Raw genomic sequence first — 21,113 nt, 5'->3', positions numbered from 1 at the left:
TAAAAACTATATCATACAAATGGGCAGACTCATTATCTGAAATTTGTCCCGATTCAATTTAGAATACGACAAAAGAGAACTTGTGTTAGAAAACAAGCTCTCTTTAAAAGAAATAACGTAATTGAGATACTTATATAGTAACAATTGTTTTCTTCTAATTCCATATGTCTTATGTTGAGAAATAAATTATAAGTGGCTTGATAAAGCTAAAATGAATGATTGACATAATATTTTGACGATAATATAATGAATCTCGAATTCAAGATAACTTGTAAAGGATTGGTAATTACGAGGGTGATTAACGATGAGAGCCTATCTTTAAAGTTATTTGTTATATTATCAAGGGAATTACAGTCAATCACTAAACGTATTGAAAAGAATATAAAAATTTATGGACTTAATCCAACAGAATTTGGAGTGCTTAAGCTACTATACAGTAAAGGCGATCAGCCTATACAAAAACTTGAAGACAAAACATTACTTGCAAGTAGTAGTATCACGTATGTAGTGAATAGGTTGGAAAAGAAGAGGTGAAAACCATGTCCTAAAGACTGCCGTGTCACGTATGCGTCAATTACTTCAGAAGGTATTGAATCGATGGATATTATTTTTCCTCAGCATAAAGAGGAGATTCGGCAAATATTTGGTAGTTTGGACTATATTGAGAAAAATGATAATGAAACAGTTGAAAAAGTTAGGATATTACGCACAGAAATTGTAAGTTTGTAGAGGCTATTTCTGTTTAGTAATATCCTAATTACATATAAATTAAATAAATAGGAGGAAAAATTAATAAGTGGTAGTAAATGTATTATAATACAAAATGAATAAATCGTATAATTTCAATCAGTACAGTAGGGAATGAAGTTGTTATATTAACGTATACATATCGTCCTTTTCATTATAAATCTTTCATAAAGCGGAGAGTGGGTATCAAGAATGGAATTACGTCATTTAGAGTATTTTATTCAAGTTTGTAATAATAATAGTTTTACTAAAGCTGCGGAAGTTCTAGGTATTTCACAGCCGACTTTAAGCCAACAAATCCGTGTGTTAGAAGGTGAACTTGATACACCCTTGTTTCATCGAGTTGGAAGAGGTATCAAAATGACAGAAGCGGGTAAGTTGCTATTTGATAAAGGAAAATTTATCATGCAACAATTTGATGACGTTTATAATGAAATTTTTGAATTAAAGGGGGTAAAAAGAGGGGTAATTACTATAGGAGGTTTATTAGAGGATCTCACTTATTTAACACCTTATATTATGAAGTTTCAACAACATTATCCTAACATCGTAGTAAAAATTATAGAATCTGAAGTTGCTGTAAATCAAATCGTTGATAAAAATATTGATATAGGCATCACGCGTAGTGCTCAAATTCCAGACACATTAACAAGCACCCTTTTGTATAGCGAAGAGCTTGTCCTTGCCATTCCAAAAAATCATCCTTTGAATGAAACATCATTTGTTTCTTTTCGAGAATTAGTAGGACTGAGTAGAATAATGGTTTCATGTAGTTGTCGTGAATCTATTAAAATATATTGTGAGAGTTTAGGGTTATCTTTATCTGAAGCAAATATAGAAACAAAATCTTCTATTTCTCTATTGAGCCTTGTATACAATGGACATGGGGTTGCTATAATACCTCTTTCACTGGTTAACTTCGTTAATAATGATACTTTGAGCATAGTTCGTATTATTGACCCAACACCAAGTCAAGATATTAATCTCATTCACTTTGATGATAAATTTTTAAGTTTTGCAGCACGTATCTTTATGCAGAAGTTAAATGAACCTAAAAAAGTATTAGTATAATAGAAATAATAATGATTATAGTGTGGGAATTAAAAATGATACATAATTCTTAGGATAAGACCTAAATTACAGTTAAAGGGCAAGTAGATTTATATGTGTGGTGTAGTCGCTTCAAAAGGGAATACCATGGACTTTTACCTAAGGGGAGAAGGGCAGACTTTGCAAGGAGAGAAGGCTGTTAAAAACAAGTCAAGTTAATCAATTAACTCTTCGGTCTTATCGCATGGTAATAGATTCCATTAGGGATATACTGCTATTTCTTTTTACATATTCTTATTGCATAAAGAAAACCACCGGGCATTATACCGGTGGTTTTGACTTAGAAAGCAAAGCAAGTACAACCAATACCCCATTTAGTTCCATCTTTTCCTATTATGGTATGAGTGTGTTGATGGAGAGGGTTACTGCAACTATGTAACTTGTGATCATGGGCATCGTGAGAAAGTATAGTGTGGGCTAGGTTAGCACCACCATAACCATAAACTCCCGTCGGTGACCAATTAGGTGATGCTGGCGGCAATTCAGGTGATAGACTTTTAAATTCATCATTTCCATAAACAACCTGCCCACCCATAATAGTGAGTAATGATTCAAGGTTCTTGATTTCTTCTTCTGGCACAGTAAAGTAGTCAGCAGACAATACAGCAATATCAGCAAACTGACCTACTGCAAGGGTTCCCTTTTTACCTTCATCACCAGAGAACCACGCACTTCCTTTTGAATATAATTCCAGGGCTACTTTTCTATCAAGTTTATTTTTTTCGTCGTATATCGAAAGACCACCAATGGTTTTTCCGGCAACCATCCAGTAAAGAGCGACCCAAGGGTTATAGCTGGAAACCCTAGTTGCATCACTCCCTGCGCCAACAGGTATACCTAAGTCTAACATACGATAAATCGGAGGAGTACGCTTTGCAGCTTCCTTTCCGTATAAATCAACAAAGTATTCACCTTGAAAAGCCATGCGGTCTTGGATAGCAATACCGCCATTTAAAGCCTTAACACGTTCCATACTACGATCTGAGATTGTTTCTGCATGGTCAAACCACCATCGTAGACCATTAAAAGGAATTTCTTTGTTGACTTCCTCAAATACATTTAAGAATCGTGTGATTGACTCGTCATAAGTTGCATGTAAACGGAATGGCCAACGGTTTTCTACCAATAGAGAAATTACTTTCTTTAAGTCAGCTTCCATCATCGTAGCTAGTTCGGGCTGTGGCATTTGAAATTTTTCAAAATCGGCTGCCGAGAATACTAACATTTCTCCGGCACCATTCATTTTATACTTATCATTTCCTTGACCTGGAGAAACAATTTTTGCCCATGAAGCAAAGTCTTCATATTCATGATTTGGATTTTGTGTAAATAGATTATAAGCAATACGCAAAGTTAATTGTTCCTTCTCGGCTAAATGTTCAACAACTTTGTAGTCATCAGGATAATTTTGGAAACCACCACCTGCGTCAATGGCACTTGTAATACCTAATCTATTTAATTCGCGCATAAAATGGCGAGTTGAATTAATCTGGTCGTCAACATTAAGTATTGGAGCTTTACCCAAACTTGAATAAAGAATAGAAGCGTTAGGATTTGCAATTAAAAGGCCCGTTGGATTACCTCGTTTATCCCGTTCAATTAAACAACCTGGAGGGTCTGGGGTATCTTTTGTGTATCCCAGTGCACGCAGCCCTGCACGATTTACAAGTGCTCTATCGTAAAGATGTAGCACAAAGACAGGTGTGTCTTCAGAAACAGCATTAATCTCTTCCAAAGTTGGCATCCGTCTCTCTTTAAATTGAAATTCAGACCAACCTCCAACTACTCTTACCCACTGAGGAGCAGGTGTACGCCTTGCCTGTTCTTTGAGCATTTCGAGAGCAATGGCAATTGAAGGCACACCTTCCCATCGTAATTCCATATTATAATGAAGACCGCCACGAATAACGTGTATATGAGAGTCATTCAGACCTGGAATAGCTCTTTTTCTTTTAAGGTCTATTTTTTTTGTTTTTTCTGTGGCGCTATCAAGAAGCTCATCTCCACCTATTGCAGTTATTAAACCATCAGTTATGGCGATAGCAGATACCTCAGGTTGAGAGGGATCAAGGGTAGTAATTTTTCCGTTATATAAGATCATATCCGGTAAATTCATATTCACACCTCGTCTACTTCCTATTATTTTGTAACCATGGATGAAATAATTTACCGAAAATCGGCATAACTACCCATGATAGCAAGGACACTATACATACAGAAACAAAAAAAGCGGACATAATAGGATTCATATGTTTTATGATAGGTCCTATCAATTTAGGAACTAACATGCTAAGAGGCCATACACCCAGAAGGGTAACGATAGACATTTTCCATTTTTGCGGTGGGACTGGCGTTTTCGGAGTAACAAACCAATAAGCCAAACTGCTTTCAGTTTTATAACTTGGATTAGTAACTTGAAATTGTTCTGCCGTTTTTAACAAATCTCGGCGAACATCTGATTCTTGCCAAGCACGTAGATGCTCATACGTATCAAAGCGAAAAATAACAGTATACTCTCTGAATTCGTTATTTGGGACTATTAGATTTACACCTAAATGCCCTGGGAATTTAGTAGCGGCAGCTTCGATTTCATGTCTCCATGTTTCAAACTGTTTTTCTTTACCCTGTTGAATTTCCCATGTAACAATCGTTGTTACTGGATCGGCAGCATCCATCGCGTTCCCTGTATAAGTCTCTTCGACAGCTACTCCTTCTTGTTTCATATTTTCCTGCTTGGAAGCGCACCATGCACCATAGTATATGCGTATTCTACACCTTGACCATAAGCACCAGTGTGTTCCTTTACAATCTCCATTACAGCATCATAAGTATCTTTGTGTGCCCAGTCACGTTGGTATTCAAGTAAAACTTGAATTGCTGTCACTGGAATTGCACCAGCTTGTTCTACACGACGCATAGCAGCGTTATGTGCTGTCAAACTAGTACCACCTGAAGCATCATCAACTGCATACACCTCATAGCCAGCTTTAATTGCTTCAAGCACAGGGAATGCAAGGCAAACTTCAGTCCAAAGTGCTGCAAATATTAATTTCTTTCTACCTGTTGCTTTAACTGCTTCAACAAATTTTGGATCTTCCCAAGAGTTCATTGAACTGCGTTCTATAATTTCATGGTTTGGGAATATGTCAAGAATTTGTGGCCAAAAATAACCAGAAAAGCTACGTGTCTCAACTGTAGTAAGAATAGTAGGTACGTTAAAAGTTTTTGCTGATTTAGCAAGCAGCATAACGTTATTAATCAATGTTTGTCTGTCAATGCTTGCAACTCCAAAAGTCATTTGAGGCTGAAAATCGATCAAAATTAATGCACTGTTCCCTGGATTTAACAATTCTAAATTACTCATAATAAAACACTCCTTTTTTAATTGTTTTAAAATGATTTTTTTGAAAAGAATATATTTTCTGTTAATTACAGTTGTAATCGTAAAAATAAAAGCTTTGCTATACTTCTTGATTTAAAAGAGAGCGCTGATTTAATCAGCGCTAAATTTATACTATCCACTTTTTAAAAAGTGATTTATAGCTATTTCTTTGGAATACATTTATGCATCTTGTTTACTAAGATCTCGCTGAGCTCCCCTATAGCTTCCAATTATATTTTGATAACCTGGAAGATTACTAGCAAGCAAATTGCCAAAACCTTCGACATCGTTGCGCCAATCGCGTTGTAATTCGCACGCTACGCTAAACCAGTTCATAAGTTGCACGCCACTATGTGCCATACGCGTATTGGCAGCATCTGCAACTTGTTTACTGAAAGTTCCTGAAGCATCAGTAACAGCAAATACTTCATATCCAGCTTTTATAGCGGAAAGTGCCGGGAAAGCAACACAAACGTCCGTAACTACGCCCGCGATGATAAGTTGCTTTTTTCCAGTTTCTTCGATTGCTTTTACAAAATCATCATTATCCCATGCGTTAATTTGTCCAGGTCGAGCTATTTTTTGTGCGTGAGGAAAGAGATCAACCAATTCTTGCATTAAAGGTCCGTTAGGTCCGTTTTCAAAACTTGTTGTTAAAATAACTGGTAAATCAAAAAACTTAGCAGTGTGAGCAAGAGCTAAAACATTGTTCTTGAATTCATCAACACCATAGTCACGTACTAGTCCGGACATAAGACCAGTTTGATGATCTACTAAAAGCACGACAGCATCATCTTTGTTAATACGAGAATAGAGATCAGTCATTATGTATTCCTCCTAAAAATTAAGTAATCGAAGAAAGTTTAAACAGTAGAATATTACCAAATTTCTTCGTTTGTTACGATTAGTTTGTAACTAAACTGACCGTTAATATGAGTTATAGCAGCATTCATAGAACATGAAGCGCTATACAAATTTATAGTATTTGAAAACGAATTGGTTAATCAATTCTAAATTATCTATAATTTGTATAGGTCGTAACTATAGTTGTTTTCACTATAAAATAGATTGATTTTACCTATACATTCTATAGATAGAACGATATTGATAGTCACCTATTTTTGTTATTAGAATTGAATAGGAGGAATGTTCAGCAAATACTTCGTGATGAAAAAGGTATAAGATGGGGAATTGTTCCATAAAGAGAAAATGAAATCATTGGAACAATAGAGTTTCATACATAGAGTTCACAATATAAATGTGCATAAATAGGTTATGAGATTCATCCGGATTATTGAAGAAAATGATATATATTAAAGGAGGTAGGAGAATGGCAAAAATTACTGTAGGAACCGAAAATCAAGCACCAATTGAGATATATTATGAGGATCATGGCACAGGAAAACCAGTTGTACTAATTCATGGTTGGCCGTTAAGTGGTCGATCTTGGGAATACCAAGTTCCCGCTCTTGTTGAGGCTGGATACAGAGTTATAACATATGATCGTCGAGGTTTTGGAAAATCATCTCAGCCGTGGGAAGGGTATGAATATGATACCTTTACTTCTGATTTACATCAACTATTAGAACAGTTAGAGCTTCAAAATGTCACACTTGTTGGTTTTTCTATGGGTGGAGGCGAGGTAGCCCGGTATATTGGAAGATATGGAACTAATAGAGTAGAGAAGGCTGTATTTGCAGGAGCTGTACCACCATTCCTTTACAAGTCAGCAGATCATCCTGAGGGTGTATTAGATGATGTAGCAATTCAAGGATTTGAAAATGGAGTAAAAAGTGATCGTCTAGCATTCCTTGATGAGTTTACGAAAGGATTTTTTGCTGCTGGAGATCAAACTGACTTAGTTAGTGAACCATTTCGACTTTACAATAGGGATATCGCTGCGGGTGCATCACCTAAAGGAACACTAGATTGTATCGCTGCTTTCAGCAAAACAGACTTCAGAAGCGATTTAGCCAAGGTTAATATACCTACCCTTGTTATTCATGGTGATTCAGATGCAACTGTACCATATGAATATAGTGGGAAATTAACACATGAAGCAATTCCTAATTCTAAAGTAGCATTAATAAAGGGTGGTCCACATGGGCTAAATGCAACGCATGCTAAAGAATTTAATGAAGCACTCCTATTATTTTTAAAGGACTGATTACAACTATATAATTGTTAATTGATAAATTATAAATAAGTTGCAATTCTATCATATTTTTCTAATAAATGGAAATACCTAAAGGTGAATAATTTTGAGGAGGTTTTCAATTATGGCAGAAAACCAGGACATGAATTCTCTAGATGAACAAGACGTGAAACGTGAAACATTGACAACACGACAGGGGCACCCTGTGAAGGATAATCAAAACATCCGAACAATTGGGAATCGTGGTCCAGCAACACTTGAAAATTATCATTTCATCGAAAAAATTTCTCATTTTGATCGAGAAGAGGTTCCGGAACGTGTAGTACATGCGCGAGGAGCTGGGGCATTTGGGTATTTTGAAACCTATGGAAAAGTTGGAGATGAGCCGGCAGAAAAATATACTCGTGCGAAAGTATTTTCAGGGGCTGGTAAAAAAACACCGTTAATGGTTCGTTTTTCTACAGTAGCTGGAGCCAAGGACTCACCAGAAACAGCGAGGGATCCACGAGGTTTTGCAGTGAAAATGTATACGGAAGATGGTAACTGGGATTTAGTAGGGAATAATTTGAAGATTTTCTTTATTCGTGATGCGATGAAGTTCCCAGATATGATTCACGCATTTAAGGTTGATCCGGTTTCGAACGTGCCGAATCCTCAGCGGATGTTTGACTTTGTTTCTCGTACCCCAGAGGCAACACATATGATTACATTTTTATTTTCTCCATGGGGTATTCCAGCAACATATCGCCATATGCAGGGATCTGGTGTGAACACTTATAAATGGGTAAATGAAAAAGGCGAAGCTGTATTGGTGAAATATCATTGGGAGCCAAAGCAGGGAATTCGAAATTTAACACAAGAAGATGCAAACAGTATTCAAGCAATGAATGTTAGTCATGCAACACAAGATTTATATGAAGCAATTGAGCGCAAAGATTATCCAGAGTGGGAGCTATTTGTACAAATTATGGAGGATGGTTATCATCCAGAACTCGATTTTGATCCTCTTGATGATACGAAGCTTTGGCCAGAGGAGCAGTTCCCCTGGTTACCAGTAGGACGTATGGTTCTTGATCGTAATCCAGTTGATTACCATTCAGAGATTGAACAAGCTGCTTTTGGTACAGGAGTACTTGTTGATGGCATGGACTTCTCAGATGATAAAATGCTACAAGGTCGTACTTTCTCTTATTCAGATACTCAACGTTATCGCGTTGGTGCAAACTATCTGCAATTACCTGTAAATGCACCTAAAGCGCCTGTTCGTACAAATCAACATCGTGGTCAAATGGATATGCGTAATCCGAAAGAGTCTGGAGAAAATCCGCATATTAACTATGAGCCATCTATGCTGGGTGGCTATAAAGATGCAAAACAAGAAAAGCATCATCCACATCAACCAACTTACAATGCGGCTGCTATGAGCGCACCAATCGATCGTCCTAATAATTATGGTCAAGCAGGTCACACATATCGTAGTTTTGAGGAGTGGGAACGAAATGAGTTGGTTAAAAATCTATCTGAAGCACTTGCAGTATGTGACAAAAGAATTCAGAATGCGATGATTGAACACTTCACACAAGCTGATGAGGATTATGGCCGTCGTGTTAAAGAAGGTATTGAAAAGAAAATGAAAGAAGCTAAAACGGAAAACAAACTTCCGGGCCGCGAAGTAAGTAAATCAAAATATGGTCAAGGTTCATTAGCTGCAAACGAAGCAACAAAAGATGCAGTAAAGAAAAGCCATGAATCAGATCCTTATTAATTAGACGTAAGCACAATAGAATATACTTAGAGGTGCCGTGAAAATGATTAGGCAGCCTTTCATACGATTACTAAAGTAATTTTATTTAAAAATATGAGAGGTACTAAATATCATAAGATAGTTGATAAACAAGTAAAAAATAAAGCTTTATAAAAGATGCTCTTGGATAAATCCAGGAGCATCTTTTTAAATGGTGATATTGAGATGTTAGGTTGATAAATCTCCATTAATTTTGGATTGAATATTCTTCTTAACAGCTAAAATGTATTGATTAGAGTTTTTTAGATTTCTTAGAAGTATTGTTATATTACTATCAAGATAATATTTTGAATAATCCTCAAAACAAAGAAATGTACATTTTTTTGAGGAAGAAATATCTTGTCAGAAAACAATGGGATTTTATTAATTTTTATAATTGGTAGAATTTTTATGGAAATAATTCTCTTAATATATTAAAATAACATCGTATTATGTCAGATTTTAATTAGGGGAGAGAAATTTTATGTAGAAAAAAATCATTCCAGTTGCTTTAGCATTAAGTACAGTTACTTTTACTAGTGTATTTGCTGCGCCTTCAGCCCAAGCAATTACAGAACCAAACCGCTACATAGATGTGCAAATGCTCGGTATTAACGATTTTCATGGGCAACTAGACACTGTGAAAAAAATTAACAATAAAGATGCAGGGGGAATTGAGTACTTAGGAGCTTATTTACGTGATCGTGAAAAACAAAATCCGAATACATTAAAGGTACATGCTGGCGATGTTGTTGGAGCAAGTACTCCTGTTTCAGCATTATTACAAGACGAACCTACAATTGAATTTCTAAATGATTTGAAATTCGATGTTGGAACTATAGGAAATCATGAATTTGATGAAGGTGTTGAGGAAATGAACCGCCTTATTTATGGTGGATACCATGAGAAAACAGGGGATTTTAAAGGAGCAAAATTCCCATATGTTGCCGCAAATTTCTATAATAAATCCACTGGTCGTTTATTTTTACCACCATTCACTATAAAAAAGGTACAAGGAGTTCCTGTTGGATTCATCGGAGTCGTAACAACGGATGTTCCTAACCTTGTTATGCCTACTATGCTAAAGAATGTAGAAATTACAGATGAAGTTGAAGCTATTAACAAATCTGTAAAGCAATTAAAAAAACTAGGCGTTAAATCTATCGTTGTTCTTGCGCATAACGGGGGGACAACAGATGGGAACGGTGTAACAAATGGTGATATCGTCCGATTAGCAAATGAGACTGATCCGGAAGTCGATGTTATTTTTGGTGGGCATAGCCACACTTATGTAAATGGAACTGTTAATAATAAACTTGTCGTACAAGCAAATTCTTATGGTATGGCTTTTGCTGATGTTGATGTAAAGATTGATCGTAAGACACAAGATATTGTTGAGAAAAAAGCAGAAATTGTTACAACTTACCATGAAGGCATGGAGCCTGATAAAAAAATAAAGAAGAAGATGGAGAAATATCAAGCAAAAATCGCACCTCTTGTTAATGAAGTTGTAGGTAAGTCTATTGCTCCACTAGATCGCAAACTCAATACGGCTGGTGAATCTACTCTTGGGAATTTAGTTGCTGATGCCCAGCGTACAACAATGCAATCCCAAATTGCACTTATGAATCCTGGTGGTATTCGTAATGACTTAGATGCTGGTGATATTACATGGGGAGAGATATATGGTATTCAACCATTCGGAAATCAATTAATAAAGGTAAATTTAACGGGTCAAGACATTCGTGATATTTTAAATCAACAATGGCAAAAAGACATAACAAGAATGCTTCAAATTTCAGGGATCCAATACACTTGGGATGCGAACAAACCTAATGGAGAAAAAGTAACAAGTATTCGCTTAACAGATGGAGAAGAAATTATTCCTTCTAAAACTTACAGCGTCGTTGCGAACGCATTTCTAGCTTCAGGTGGAGATGGATTTGTATCCTTTAAAAACGAGAAAGATGCTGAAACAGGACCAACTGATTTTGAAGCATTAGTAGATTATATAAAAAAATCAAAAGAACCAATTCAGTCTGTTATTGATGGAAGAATTCAAAAAATAAATTAGTTTTTTATTAATCTCAAAAACAAATAGATTACCTGTGCGCTATACTTTTTAGTGTGCAGGTAATCTATTTTTTATGGGTTTGAAATAAAGTCTTACTGTGGCCAATTAATAGTGACGGTGAATTTTGCCCCTATGGAACATTAAAATCAGATGATCCAAACAGTTAAAACTACATCTTTGGACAAGTTAAAAAGGTCAATTTATATAAATTATGTTTTGATAATAAGGGTTTAATTGGTTTGTTTTAGTAGTTATATACTTATGAGTTAATTGAAATTCTAGCGGTTTTGTATACAAAGTTTCTCCTGCCTTAAATGATAGCGCATAGATATGACGGTTATTTTAACCAAAATTTTCATAAAAATACCTTTAAAAAGAACAAGAGTTCGTATATAATAGGAACTCTTGTTCTTTTGTTAGGGGGGATTACCTTGTATGATTATTCTCTTTTACCGAATCGTACTATTCTTTGTGTAGATCTTCGTAGCTTTTATGCAAGTGTTTCCTGCATTAAAAAAGGACTGGATCCACGTTATACAAAATTGGCCGTCGTAGGGGATGCGAATCAGAGCGGATCAATCGTATTAGCGGCAACACCGCCATTAAAAGCATTAGGGATAAAGAAGATGGCAAGATTGTACGAAATACCGAAGCGACCAGATATTATTATTGTGAATCCAATTATGCATACGTATATGAAGTGTTCAACTTACATAACTGGTTTAGCTTTACAATATGTTGCACCGGAAGATTTCCATCAATATAGTATCGATGAGTTTTTTATGGACATGACCGCAAGTATTCATTTGTTTGCGAGTAATCCGCGTGAGTTTGCATTAAAGTTTAAGAGAGAAATATATGAACGTACACGGATTGAAAGTACGGTTGGCATTGGTCCGAACTTATTATTGAGTAAAGTAGCGATGGATGTGGAAGCGAAAAAGAATAAAGACGGAATAGCGCAGTGGACATATGACGATATACCCGAGAAGTTATGGAGCATTAGACCGCTCAGTAAATTTTGGGGTATATCGTATAAAACGGAAATGAAATTGAACCGGAAAGGTATACATACAATTGGAGAATTAGCGCAGTATCCTTTGAAATATTTAAAACAATCGTTTGGTGTAATAGGAGAAGAATTACATTTACATAGTAACGGGATTGATTTTAGCAGAATAGCAGAAAAATATGTTCCCGCAACAAAATCTATAGCGAAAAGCCAAATATTATTACGCGATTATTCTGTAGACGAGTTCGTCATTATTTTATTAGAGCATATAGAAGAGGTTTGTTACAGGTTGAGAAGAGAAAAGAAATATGCACAAACGATCCATTTTTCAGTTGGATATAGCAAGGAATATGGCGGAGGAATACGAAAGGCACATACGTTAAACCGGGCAACAAATTTAACGATGGATATTTACAATGTTTGCACATATTTTTTATACGAAGGTTATACAGGAGAGCCGATTCGTTCGTTAAGCGTCTCATTAACAAACTTTATTAATGAAGGAGAGGAGCAAATTTCACTTTTCGATAACATTATACAAAGAGAAAAAGAAATGAGATTAACGAAAGTTATGGACGAAATTCGAACACGATTTGGTAAAAACAGTATTTTACGTGGAATTTCCTACACAAGCGTCGCAACAGCAAGATATAGAAACACATTATTAGGAGGACACAAATCGTGAAAAATGCTAATATGCCAAAAGGAAGAGGGATGGTAAAGTGGCAACCGTTTGCCAGTATGCCAGAGCAGTTTGCAGTGATTAAAGAAATGATGTACGAGCAAACGAAAGTCCCACGTCCAATCTTAACGCAAGATGCGAAAGAAATGATTGAAAATAAGCTGTTAATTTCATATTTAGGTGAGGAAGAGGTTTTACTTACATATTATAAAGATGGCTATCTATATAAAAATTACATAACAGTAGCTGATATAAACCCATTAAATGAGACAATTACTTGTACAGATGATGCTTTTCATAATCAAAGGATATTTAAGTTTGGTGATGTAATTGAAGTGAATTAGAGGTGGAGAAATAAAAATAATCATCTCTTCCTAACTTAATTATATCATGTAAATCAAGTTCAAAATAGACTGTTTATTCGTATTTACTACTGCTACAATCAAGAACACACGCATAGTAAGGAGAGATGGTAAATGAGTTCTTTCGTTCTCGATTTTCAGGAAATAGAAAAAACGCAGCTTTCACTTGTTGGTGGAAAAGGATTAAAGTTAGGAGAGTTATCTAACATGCAAGGGATACAAGTGCCAGAAGGTTTTTGTGTTACAACGGTAGGATATGAAAAGGCCATCGAGCAAAATGAAGCGTTTCAAACTTTGTTGAATCAACTAGCAGTAATAAAAACTGAGGACCGAGATCAAATTGGTGAAATTAGTAAGAAGATTAGAGAAGCCATTATGTCAGTGGAAATTCCAGTTGATGTAGTGGAAACGGTAGCTCAGTATCTCTCTCGTTTTGGAAATGAACATGCTTATGCAGTGCGTTCCAGCGCTACTGCTGAAGATTTACCATATGCCTCGTTTGCTGGTCAACAAGATACGTATTTAAATATCATTGGAAAAGAAGAAATTTTGCAGCATGTAAGAAAGTGCTGGGCTTCTTTATTTACAGAGCGAGCGGTTATTTACCGAATGCAAAACGGTTTTGAGCATAATCAAGTTTCTATATGTGTTGTCGTTCAAAAAATGGTTTTCCCGCAGGCTTCGGGAATTTTATTTACTGCTGATCCGATTACTTCTAACCGAAAGGTGTTATCGATCGATGCCAGTTTTGGGCTTGGTGAGGCATTAGTATCAGGACTGGTCTCAGCCGATAATTATAAAGTAAAAGAAGGCGAAATTACCGGAAAGATGATAGCGACTAAAAAATTAGCTATCTATGCTTTAAAAGAGGGCGGAACAGAGACGAAACAGATTGAGACGGTTCAGCAAAAGCTTCAAACATTGCCTGAACAACAAATATTACAGCTAGCACGTATCGGAAGAAAGATTGAAGCTTATTTTGATTGTCCGCAAGATATTGAATGGTGTTTAGTTGGTGATACATTTTATATTGTTCAAAGCAGGCCGATAACGACTTTATATCCAATTCCAGAAGCAAATGATCAGGAAAATCATGTGTATGTATCGGTCGGTCACCAACAAATGATGACCGATCCTTTGAAGCCATTAGGAATGTCTTTATTCCAGTTAACATCCTTTGGACCGAGGTTTCAAGCTGGAGGAAGGTTGTTTGTAGATGTTGCGCAAAGATTGGCTTCGCCTGCTAGTAGAGAACTTTTATTAAATACAATAGGGAACTCGGAGCCGCTTATTAAAGATGCATTAATGACTGTAATAGAGCGAGATGATTTTATCAAATTGTTGCCGGATGATGAAAAAGAAAAGAATCCAGGTAAAAGTATGCCACTTGCAAGTGCGCAACCACAAATCGAAAACGATCCAGCAATCGTTACGGATTTAATAAAGAATAGTCAAGCTTCGATAGAAGAGTTAAAACAAAACATGCAAACGAAATCAGGATCAGATGTACTTGATTTTATTTTAGAAGATATCCAGCAATTAAAGAAAATATTATTTCACCCGCAAAGTATGGCTGTAATTATGGCAGGTATGAATGCCTCATCATGGATCAATGAAAAGATGGAGCAATGGCTAAGTGAAAAAAATGTAGCCGACACACTTTCACAATCTGTACAAAACAATATTACGTCAGAAATGGGGCTAGCATTATTGGATGTTGCAGATGTGATCCGGCCGTACCCAGAAGTCATTGAGTATTTACAGCATATAGAGGATGATAGCTTTTTAGATGAATTAGTTAAGTTTAAAGGCGGGGAAAAAGCTCGAGATGTAATCTGTGCATTTCTGAATAAATATGGAATGAGATGCAGCGGAGAAATCGACATTACGAAAACACGCTGGAGTGAAAAGCCAACTACAATTATCCCAATGATTTTAAATAATATAAGAGACTTTAAAATTGGTGCTAGTAAGCGGAAATTTGAAGAAGGGCTGCAGGAGGCTTTGAAAAAAGAAGAAGAGCTATTAGAGCGATTACAGCACTTGCCGGATGGCAAACAAAAAGTAGAAGAGACGAAACGAATGATTCGTAACATCCGTGATTTTATCGGTTATCGTGAATATCCAAAATACGGCATGATTAATCGCTATTTCATATATAAGCAGGCAATATTGAAAGAAGCCGAGCAACTCGTGCAAAATAGTGTTATTAATGAAAGAGAAGATATATACTATCTAACTTTTGAAGAACTTCACGAAGTCGTCCGCACGAATAAACTGGATTACGAGGTTATTAATAAACGGAAAAATGAGTACAAATTATATGAAAAACTAACGCCTCCCCGTGTTATCACGTCTGATGGAGAAATCATTACTGGGAAGTACAAACGAGAAAATCTCCCGGTTGAAGCAATCGTAGGTCTGCCTGTTTCTTCAGGAGTGATTGAGGGGAGAGCACGTGTTATTTTAAATATGGAAGATGCGAATTTAGAAGATGGAGATATATTAGTTACTGCCTTTACTGACCCTGGATGGACACCATTGTTTGTGTCTATAAAAGGGTTAGTTACCGAAGTTGGCGGACTGATGACACATGGAGCAGTTATTGCACGTGAATATGGATTGCCAGCAGTCGTCGGGGTAGAGAATGCTACAAAACTAATAAAAGAGGGGCAACGAATTCGGGTACATGGAACAGAAGGGTATATTGAGATACTGTAATTGTACTTTAGATAAATAAAAAGATCATCCACTATATATAGTGGATGATCTTTTTATTTTTTTAGCCAGCTACTATCACCTGAAAAATCGATAAATCAGAATGTACACCAATCTAAAATAAAGAATATTTTCAAAAATATTACAAATTAAGACAATATCTTGTAAGATATCAGAATTTTCATTATTATATGAATGTTAGGTATAATAAAATATTGGGGAGGAATAGGGATGAAGAAAAAGCCTTTTAAGGTGCTGTCTACACTTGCGGCGACAGCTGTGCTTAGTTGCACATTTGGATTTGGTAGTCAATCTGTTTATGCGGCAACGCCGTCTCATACAGGAACTTTAAGTCCAATTGATGAAAATTTAATTCAAGAGGATCGTTTAGCAGATGCGCTCAAGAAACGCGGTGTAATTAGTGAATCTGCGTCGAAAGAAGACACATTAAAAGCTGTTGAAAACTACGTAGAGAAGAAAAAAGGCGAAAATGCTGGAAAAGAACCAGCAGCGGGGGACAGTGTTACGAGAGAAGCTTCTGACTTTTTGAAAAAAGTTAAAGATGCAAAAGCAGATGAGAAAGAAAAAGCTGATCAACCGGCTATTGGCCCAGTAGCTGGACAAGAGCCGGTTAAAGGGGGATTAAACGGCAAAGTACCAACTACTTCAGCAAAGCAAAAACAATATAATGGTGATGTTCGTAAAGATAAAGTTCTTGTATTGTTAGTAGAGTTTGCTGACTTTAAGCATAACAATATTGATCAAGTACCAGGTTATATGTATTCAAATGATTTTAATCCAGAACATTATCAAAAAATGTTATTTGGTGATGAGCCGTTCACACTCTTTGATGGTTCAAAAGTCCCAACATTTAAACAATATTATGAAGAGCAATCGGGTGGTAGTTATACAGTCGATGGGACAGTAACAAAGTGGTTAACAGTTCCTGGTAATGCAGCGGATTATGGTGCAGATGCAGGGGATGGTGGTCATGATAATAAAGGACCAAAAGGACCTCGTGATTTTGTAAAAGAGGCATTAAATGCAGCAGTAGAAAGTGGTATTGATTTATCTGAATTTGACCAATACGATCAATATGACAATAATGGTGATGGCAATAAAAACGAATCAGATGGTCTTATTGATCACTTAATGGTCATTCACGCTGGAGTTGGGCAAGATGGAGGCGGTGGTAGACTAGGTGATGACGCAATTTGGTCACATCGTTGGAACCTTGGAACACCATATCCGATTGAAGGAACAAAAGCAAATGTTGATAACTGGGGCGGTAAAATGGCAGCATACGACTACACAATTGAGCCGGAAGACGGAGCAGTTGGTGTATTCGCACATGAATTTGGTCATGATTTAGGTCTTCCAGATGAGTATGATACGAAGTATTCAGGAGCAGGTGAGCCAATTAACTCTTGGTCTGTTATGAGCGGCGGCAGCTGGGCTGGTAAAATTGCGGGTACAACGCCACCGAGTTTCTCTCCGCAAAACAAAGAGTTCTTTCAAAAGAACATGGGTGGAAACTGGGCAAATATTGTAGAGGTTGATTATAATAAATTAAATCGCGGTATCGGTTTGGCGACGTACTTAGATCAAAGTGTAACGAAATCAAATCGTCCTGGCCTGATTCGCGTTAACTTACCAGATAAAGATGTAAAAGGTATTCAGTCTGCATTCGGTAAGAAATATTACTATAGTACAAAAGGTGATAATCTTCATACAACAATAGAAACACCAGTGTTTGATTTAACAAATGCAACACTGGCGAAATTTGATTACAAGTCATTGTATGAAATTGAAACAGATTATGACTTCCTTGAAGTACATGCAGTGACAGAAGATGGTAAGAAAACGTTAGTGGATCGAATTGGCGAAAAGAATGTGAAAAATGGTCTAGACACAACGGATGGTAAATGGGTAGATAAGTCATATGACTTAAGCCAATTTAAAGGTCAAAAAATAAAACTAGTATTTGAATACATTACAGATGGTGGTTTAGCACCGAACGGTTTTACTCTTGATAACGCTACATTAACTGTAGATGGAAATGTTGTGTTCTCTGATGATGCAGAGGGCGAAGCGAAATTAAAATTAAATGGTTTCGTTGTATCAAACGGTTTTGATAAGAAGAAACATAACTACTATTTAGAGTGGAGAAACTACGCTGGTGCTGATCAAGCGTTAAAATATAGCAGCGGTGTACCGTATAATACAGGTCTTGTTGTATGGTATGCAGACTCTAGCTTTACAGATAATTGGGTTGGTCTGCATCCAGGAGAAGGTTTCTTAGGGGTTGTTGACTCTCACCCAGAGGCAATTGTTGGAACGCTAAATGGCAAACCAACTGTTAAAAATAGTACACGATACCAAATCGCAGATGCTGCGTTCTCCTTTAACCAAGCGCCAGCGTGGAAAGTTGTATCTCCAACACGCGGAACATATGATTACAAAGGGTTACCAGGTGTAACGAAGTTTGATGATTCTAAATTGTATATGAACGATTTAATTCCAGATGCAGGACGTAAATTACCGAAGCTTGGACTGAAATTTGAAGTAGTTGGACAAGCAGATGATAATTCTGCAGGTGCAGTTCGTTTATATCGTTAATAATGGAGAAGCTGTTGAAGAGGATTCCTTTCAACAGCTTTTTTCATAGGAACATACATTTTAAGTTATTAATAAAGTGAAACTTTAATCAGTGGGGGGTTATTCATCCCCGCTGATTATCAGCCCGTACCAATCGGGCGTTTACGGGCAGTTGATCTCTCATCTAACTTCTTAGCTCCAGCCGAATTTTAAGGTGGGAGTCTTACTGTCGGCAAATAGCGGGATAAAAGTAATAGTAACTATTCAGCTATACATTTCATTTAGAAGTTTGTTGATGTTCAGATTGATTAATGCATACTCCTATGCAGGCAAGCTTATTTCTTCCAGCCAGCTGCATAAAAAGGTCCATGAACTGCGATTGTTGATAAAATGTGAGCAATTTCCTCCGGCGTTTCTTTTTGCCCACTATTTAACCATTGCTGAATGACACCTATATGAGCAGATGCCATATAAGAAGCTAAGTATTGGCTTGGGACAAGTAAATTCTCTTTCTTAATAAGAGCATCATTTGTATCTTCAAACAGTGTTTTCCACATAAAGTCTTTCAGCTTTGTTTGGAATGATAAATCTCCTTTTGGGCTAAGTACAGCTTTTATAAAATCACTATTTTCATTTAGAAATTCAAGTATAGAAGCGATAAGTACAAATGGAGTCGTTGGGGAAGGATTTGATCCAAGATCCGCAATAACTTCCGGAAATTTCTTCTTTGCAATGCTAGACATCTCGTACATAATTTCTTCTTGGCATCTCGTCATTAAATCAAATTTATCTAGATAATGTGTATAAAACGTACCACGGTTTATGTTCGCTTTCGTTGTAATATCTTTTACTGTAATGGCGTCAAAGCCTTTTTCTTCAATTAATTCCACAAATGCATTTCGTATTGCCGTTTTCGTACGAATCACGCGTAAATCTAAATTACTATCTCGCAAAGTGTGTCCCTCCTAAATTTTCTTCAACATATTTATCAAATGTGTCTTATAACCGACACATTCGCGGTTTTTGATTATTGTATAAGATTCAACTCAAACATATAATTTTAAAAAGATATAACCAACACGTTGTTCGTTTATTGTAACTGAAATTAAAGGAGGGGAAAAGAACATGTTTAAAAATAAACTATTATTATTATCACCAGTCATTGCACTACTTATTGTCTTTATTTTTTCATTAACATTATTCCCGACAGTTCAACCACAGCCAAAAAATTTACCAATTGCAATTGTAAATGAGGATCAAGGAGTAGAAATTCCGAATCAGCCTAAAATGAATATGGGGCAAACAATCGTTGATACGATGAAAAAATCATCGAAATCAGATGAAGAACCTGCGGTGAAGTGGGTAGAAGTAAAAAATAAGGAATCGGTTCAAAAGGGGTTAAACAATCAAGAGTATTACGCGGCATTAGTCATTCCGAAAGAATTTAGTGCAAAACAGGCATCATTACGAACACCACAGCCATCTTCACCAGAGATAGAAATATTCATAAATCAAGGAATGAATACAGCTGCATCAACTATGGCAGGGCAAATGTTAAATGCGATCGTTGATAATATGAATACTACTGTTCGTACACAACTATTAGACGGATTGAAAGCGAAAGGAGCTATGTTAACAGCAGAACAAGCTTCAAATTTAGTAACACCTATTACAAAGAAAGTAACAAATGTGAATGAAATCGGCAAAAATAGTGCGAACGGTAACTCGCCAATTTCTTTATTCCAACCGCTATGGATTGCAAGTTTAGCGAGTGCCGCAATTATCTTTATTGCGATTCATAAAATGCCAGTCGGCTCACGAAAAGAAAACTTTGTATTAAAAGTAAAACAAATAGTAACAGGAGCTGTTGCGGCGCTTGTAATTGGATTTGGTCTTACATGGATTGCAGATGGAATGGTAGGGTTAAATATTTCGAATGTAACGGATACGGCGTTGTTCTTATCTATTACAGCGTTTAGTTTCTTCTTAATGATTACAGCACTGCTCTCATTAGTTGGACTAAATGGGATCGGATTATTCGCTTTATTGCTGTTCTTCGGAGCACCATTATTATCGCTAGCGCCTGAGTTGTTGCCCTCATTTTATCAAGACTGGGTTTACTCATGGTTACCAATGAGATTTATGATCGAAGGACTAAGAGAAATCTTCTTCTTCGGAAAAGGTTTAAGCTGGAATACACCAGTTACTGTCCTCGTTTGGATTGGTGTAGTAAGTATGGTTATTATTCTAGCAACTGCTTTCAAACGTAGTGTAGTAAAGGGACATAAAACGGAAGTGAATGCTTAAAAGATAAAAAACGTTTCACTCGTAGTGAAGCGTTTTTTGATGAGATCATTAGGAATCGTTAAGGGAATTAAGAAGCGATAGATAGGCTTTTTCAATATGTTAAAAGTGATTGAAGTATTCGTGTTTGCGGTTCTTTTTTTGTATACATGCTCCTACTATTTCGAAATGCATAAAATGTTATGC

14 protein-coding genes and 1 pseudogene are annotated in these 21,113 nt (G+C 36.4%); 10 read left to right on the top strand and 5 right to left on the bottom strand.

Going from position 1 to position 21,113, the window contains the following annotated elements:
- The first annotated feature begins 246 nt into the window (after positions 1-246).
- Positions 247-721, top strand: a pseudogene (locus tag BAQ49_RS34130) (MarR family winged helix-turn-helix transcriptional regulator).
- Positions 722-939: 218 nt separating this feature from the next.
- Entirely contained in the window at positions 940-1,818 is an 879-nt protein-coding gene (locus BAQ49_RS17885; protein WP_000423191.1) for a LysR family transcriptional regulator, read from the top strand.
- Positions 1,819-2,137: 319 nt separating this feature from the next.
- Here BAQ49_RS17885 and BAQ49_RS17880 read toward each other — a convergent pair whose 3' ends face one another.
- The 4 genes from BAQ49_RS17880 to ycaC all read right to left on the bottom strand — a co-directional run bounded on the left by BAQ49_RS17880 (position 2,138) and on the right by ycaC (position 6,064).
- Complete coding sequence (locus BAQ49_RS17880; protein ID WP_071746478.1) at positions 2,138-3,973, bottom strand: amidohydrolase; 1,836 nt, start codon at positions 3,971-3,973, stop codon at positions 2,138-2,140.
- A gap of 13 nt (positions 3,974-3,986) precedes the next feature.
- The gene (locus BAQ49_RS17875) at positions 3,987-4,580 is read right to left on the bottom strand and encodes an antibiotic biosynthesis monooxygenase (protein WP_000806845.1); all 594 of its coding nucleotides are present in this window, start codon (positions 4,578-4,580) and stop codon (positions 3,987-3,989) included.
- The gene (locus tag BAQ49_RS17870) at positions 4,577-5,221 is read right to left on the bottom strand and encodes a hydrolase (RefSeq protein WP_071746477.1); all 645 of its coding nucleotides are present in this window, start codon (positions 5,219-5,221) and stop codon (positions 4,577-4,579) included. The genes BAQ49_RS17875 and BAQ49_RS17870 overlap by 4 nt, the downstream gene beginning before the upstream one ends.
- A 198-nt stretch (positions 5,222-5,419) precedes the next feature.
- Positions 5,420-6,064, bottom strand: a complete 645-nt coding sequence (ycaC, locus tag BAQ49_RS17865) for an isochorismate family cysteine hydrolase YcaC (protein WP_071746476.1) — start codon at positions 6,062-6,064, stop codon at positions 5,420-5,422.
- Positions 6,065-6,569: 505 nt separating this feature from the next.
- On the opposite strand from ycaC, the gene BAQ49_RS17860 reads away from it, so the two are divergent.
- The 7 genes from BAQ49_RS17860 to BAQ49_RS17830 all read left to right on the top strand — a co-directional run bounded on the left by BAQ49_RS17860 (position 6,570) and on the right by BAQ49_RS17830 (position 18,644).
- Positions 6,570-7,406, top strand: coding sequence for an alpha/beta fold hydrolase (locus tag BAQ49_RS17860; protein ID WP_071746475.1), 837 nt, complete (start codon positions 6,570-6,572; stop codon positions 7,404-7,406).
- A gap of 112 nt (positions 7,407-7,518) precedes the next feature.
- Entirely contained in the window at positions 7,519-9,159 is a 1,641-nt protein-coding gene (locus BAQ49_RS17855) for a catalase (RefSeq protein WP_071746474.1), read from the top strand.
- A 514-nt stretch (positions 9,160-9,673) separates the two neighbouring features.
- Positions 9,674-11,251 carry a bifunctional metallophosphatase/5'-nucleotidase gene (locus tag BAQ49_RS17850; RefSeq protein ID WP_244159109.1) on the top strand — a complete coding sequence of 526 codons (1,578 nt, stop codon included), beginning with the start codon at positions 9,674-9,676 and terminating at the stop codon, positions 11,249-11,251.
- A 431-nt stretch (positions 11,252-11,682) separates the two neighbouring features.
- The gene (locus BAQ49_RS17845) at positions 11,683-12,948 is read left to right on the top strand and encodes a Y-family DNA polymerase (protein ID WP_071746473.1); all 1,266 of its coding nucleotides are present in this window, start codon (positions 11,683-11,685) and stop codon (positions 12,946-12,948) included.
- Positions 12,945-13,289: a YolD-like family protein gene (locus BAQ49_RS17840; protein WP_071746472.1), complete on the top strand. Its 345-nt coding sequence runs from the start codon at positions 12,945-12,947 to the stop codon at positions 13,287-13,289. Before BAQ49_RS17845 ends, BAQ49_RS17840 begins: the two co-directional genes overlap by 4 nt.
- Positions 13,290-13,421: 132 nt before the next feature.
- Entirely contained in the window at positions 13,422-16,028 is a 2,607-nt protein-coding gene (ppsA, locus tag BAQ49_RS17835; protein ID WP_071746471.1) for a phosphoenolpyruvate synthase, read from the top strand.
- 228 nt (positions 16,029-16,256) lie between these two features.
- Entirely contained in the window at positions 16,257-18,644 is a 2,388-nt protein-coding gene (locus tag BAQ49_RS17830) for an immune inhibitor A domain-containing protein (RefSeq protein ID WP_071746470.1), read from the top strand.
- Positions 18,645-18,958: 314 nt separating this feature from the next.
- Here BAQ49_RS17830 and BAQ49_RS17825 read toward each other — a convergent pair whose 3' ends face one another.
- Positions 18,959-19,576, bottom strand: coding sequence for a TetR/AcrR family transcriptional regulator (locus tag BAQ49_RS17825; protein ID WP_071746469.1), 618 nt, complete (start codon positions 19,574-19,576; stop codon positions 18,959-18,961).
- Between the two features lie 172 nt (positions 19,577-19,748).
- Here BAQ49_RS17825 and BAQ49_RS17820 point away from each other — a divergent pair, with 172 nt between their 5' ends.
- Entirely contained in the window at positions 19,749-20,930 is a 1,182-nt protein-coding gene (locus tag BAQ49_RS17820; RefSeq protein ID WP_071746468.1) for a YhgE/Pip domain-containing protein, read from the top strand.
- Positions 20,931-21,113: the final 183 nt, after the last annotated feature.

Origin of the sequence: Bacillus proteolyticus, assembly GCF_001884065.1 — a bacterium.
GTDB lineage: Bacteria > Bacillota > Bacilli > Bacillales > Bacillaceae_G > Bacillus_A > Bacillus_A proteolyticus.
This window is presented reverse-complemented; position numbering and strand designations above follow the sequence as displayed.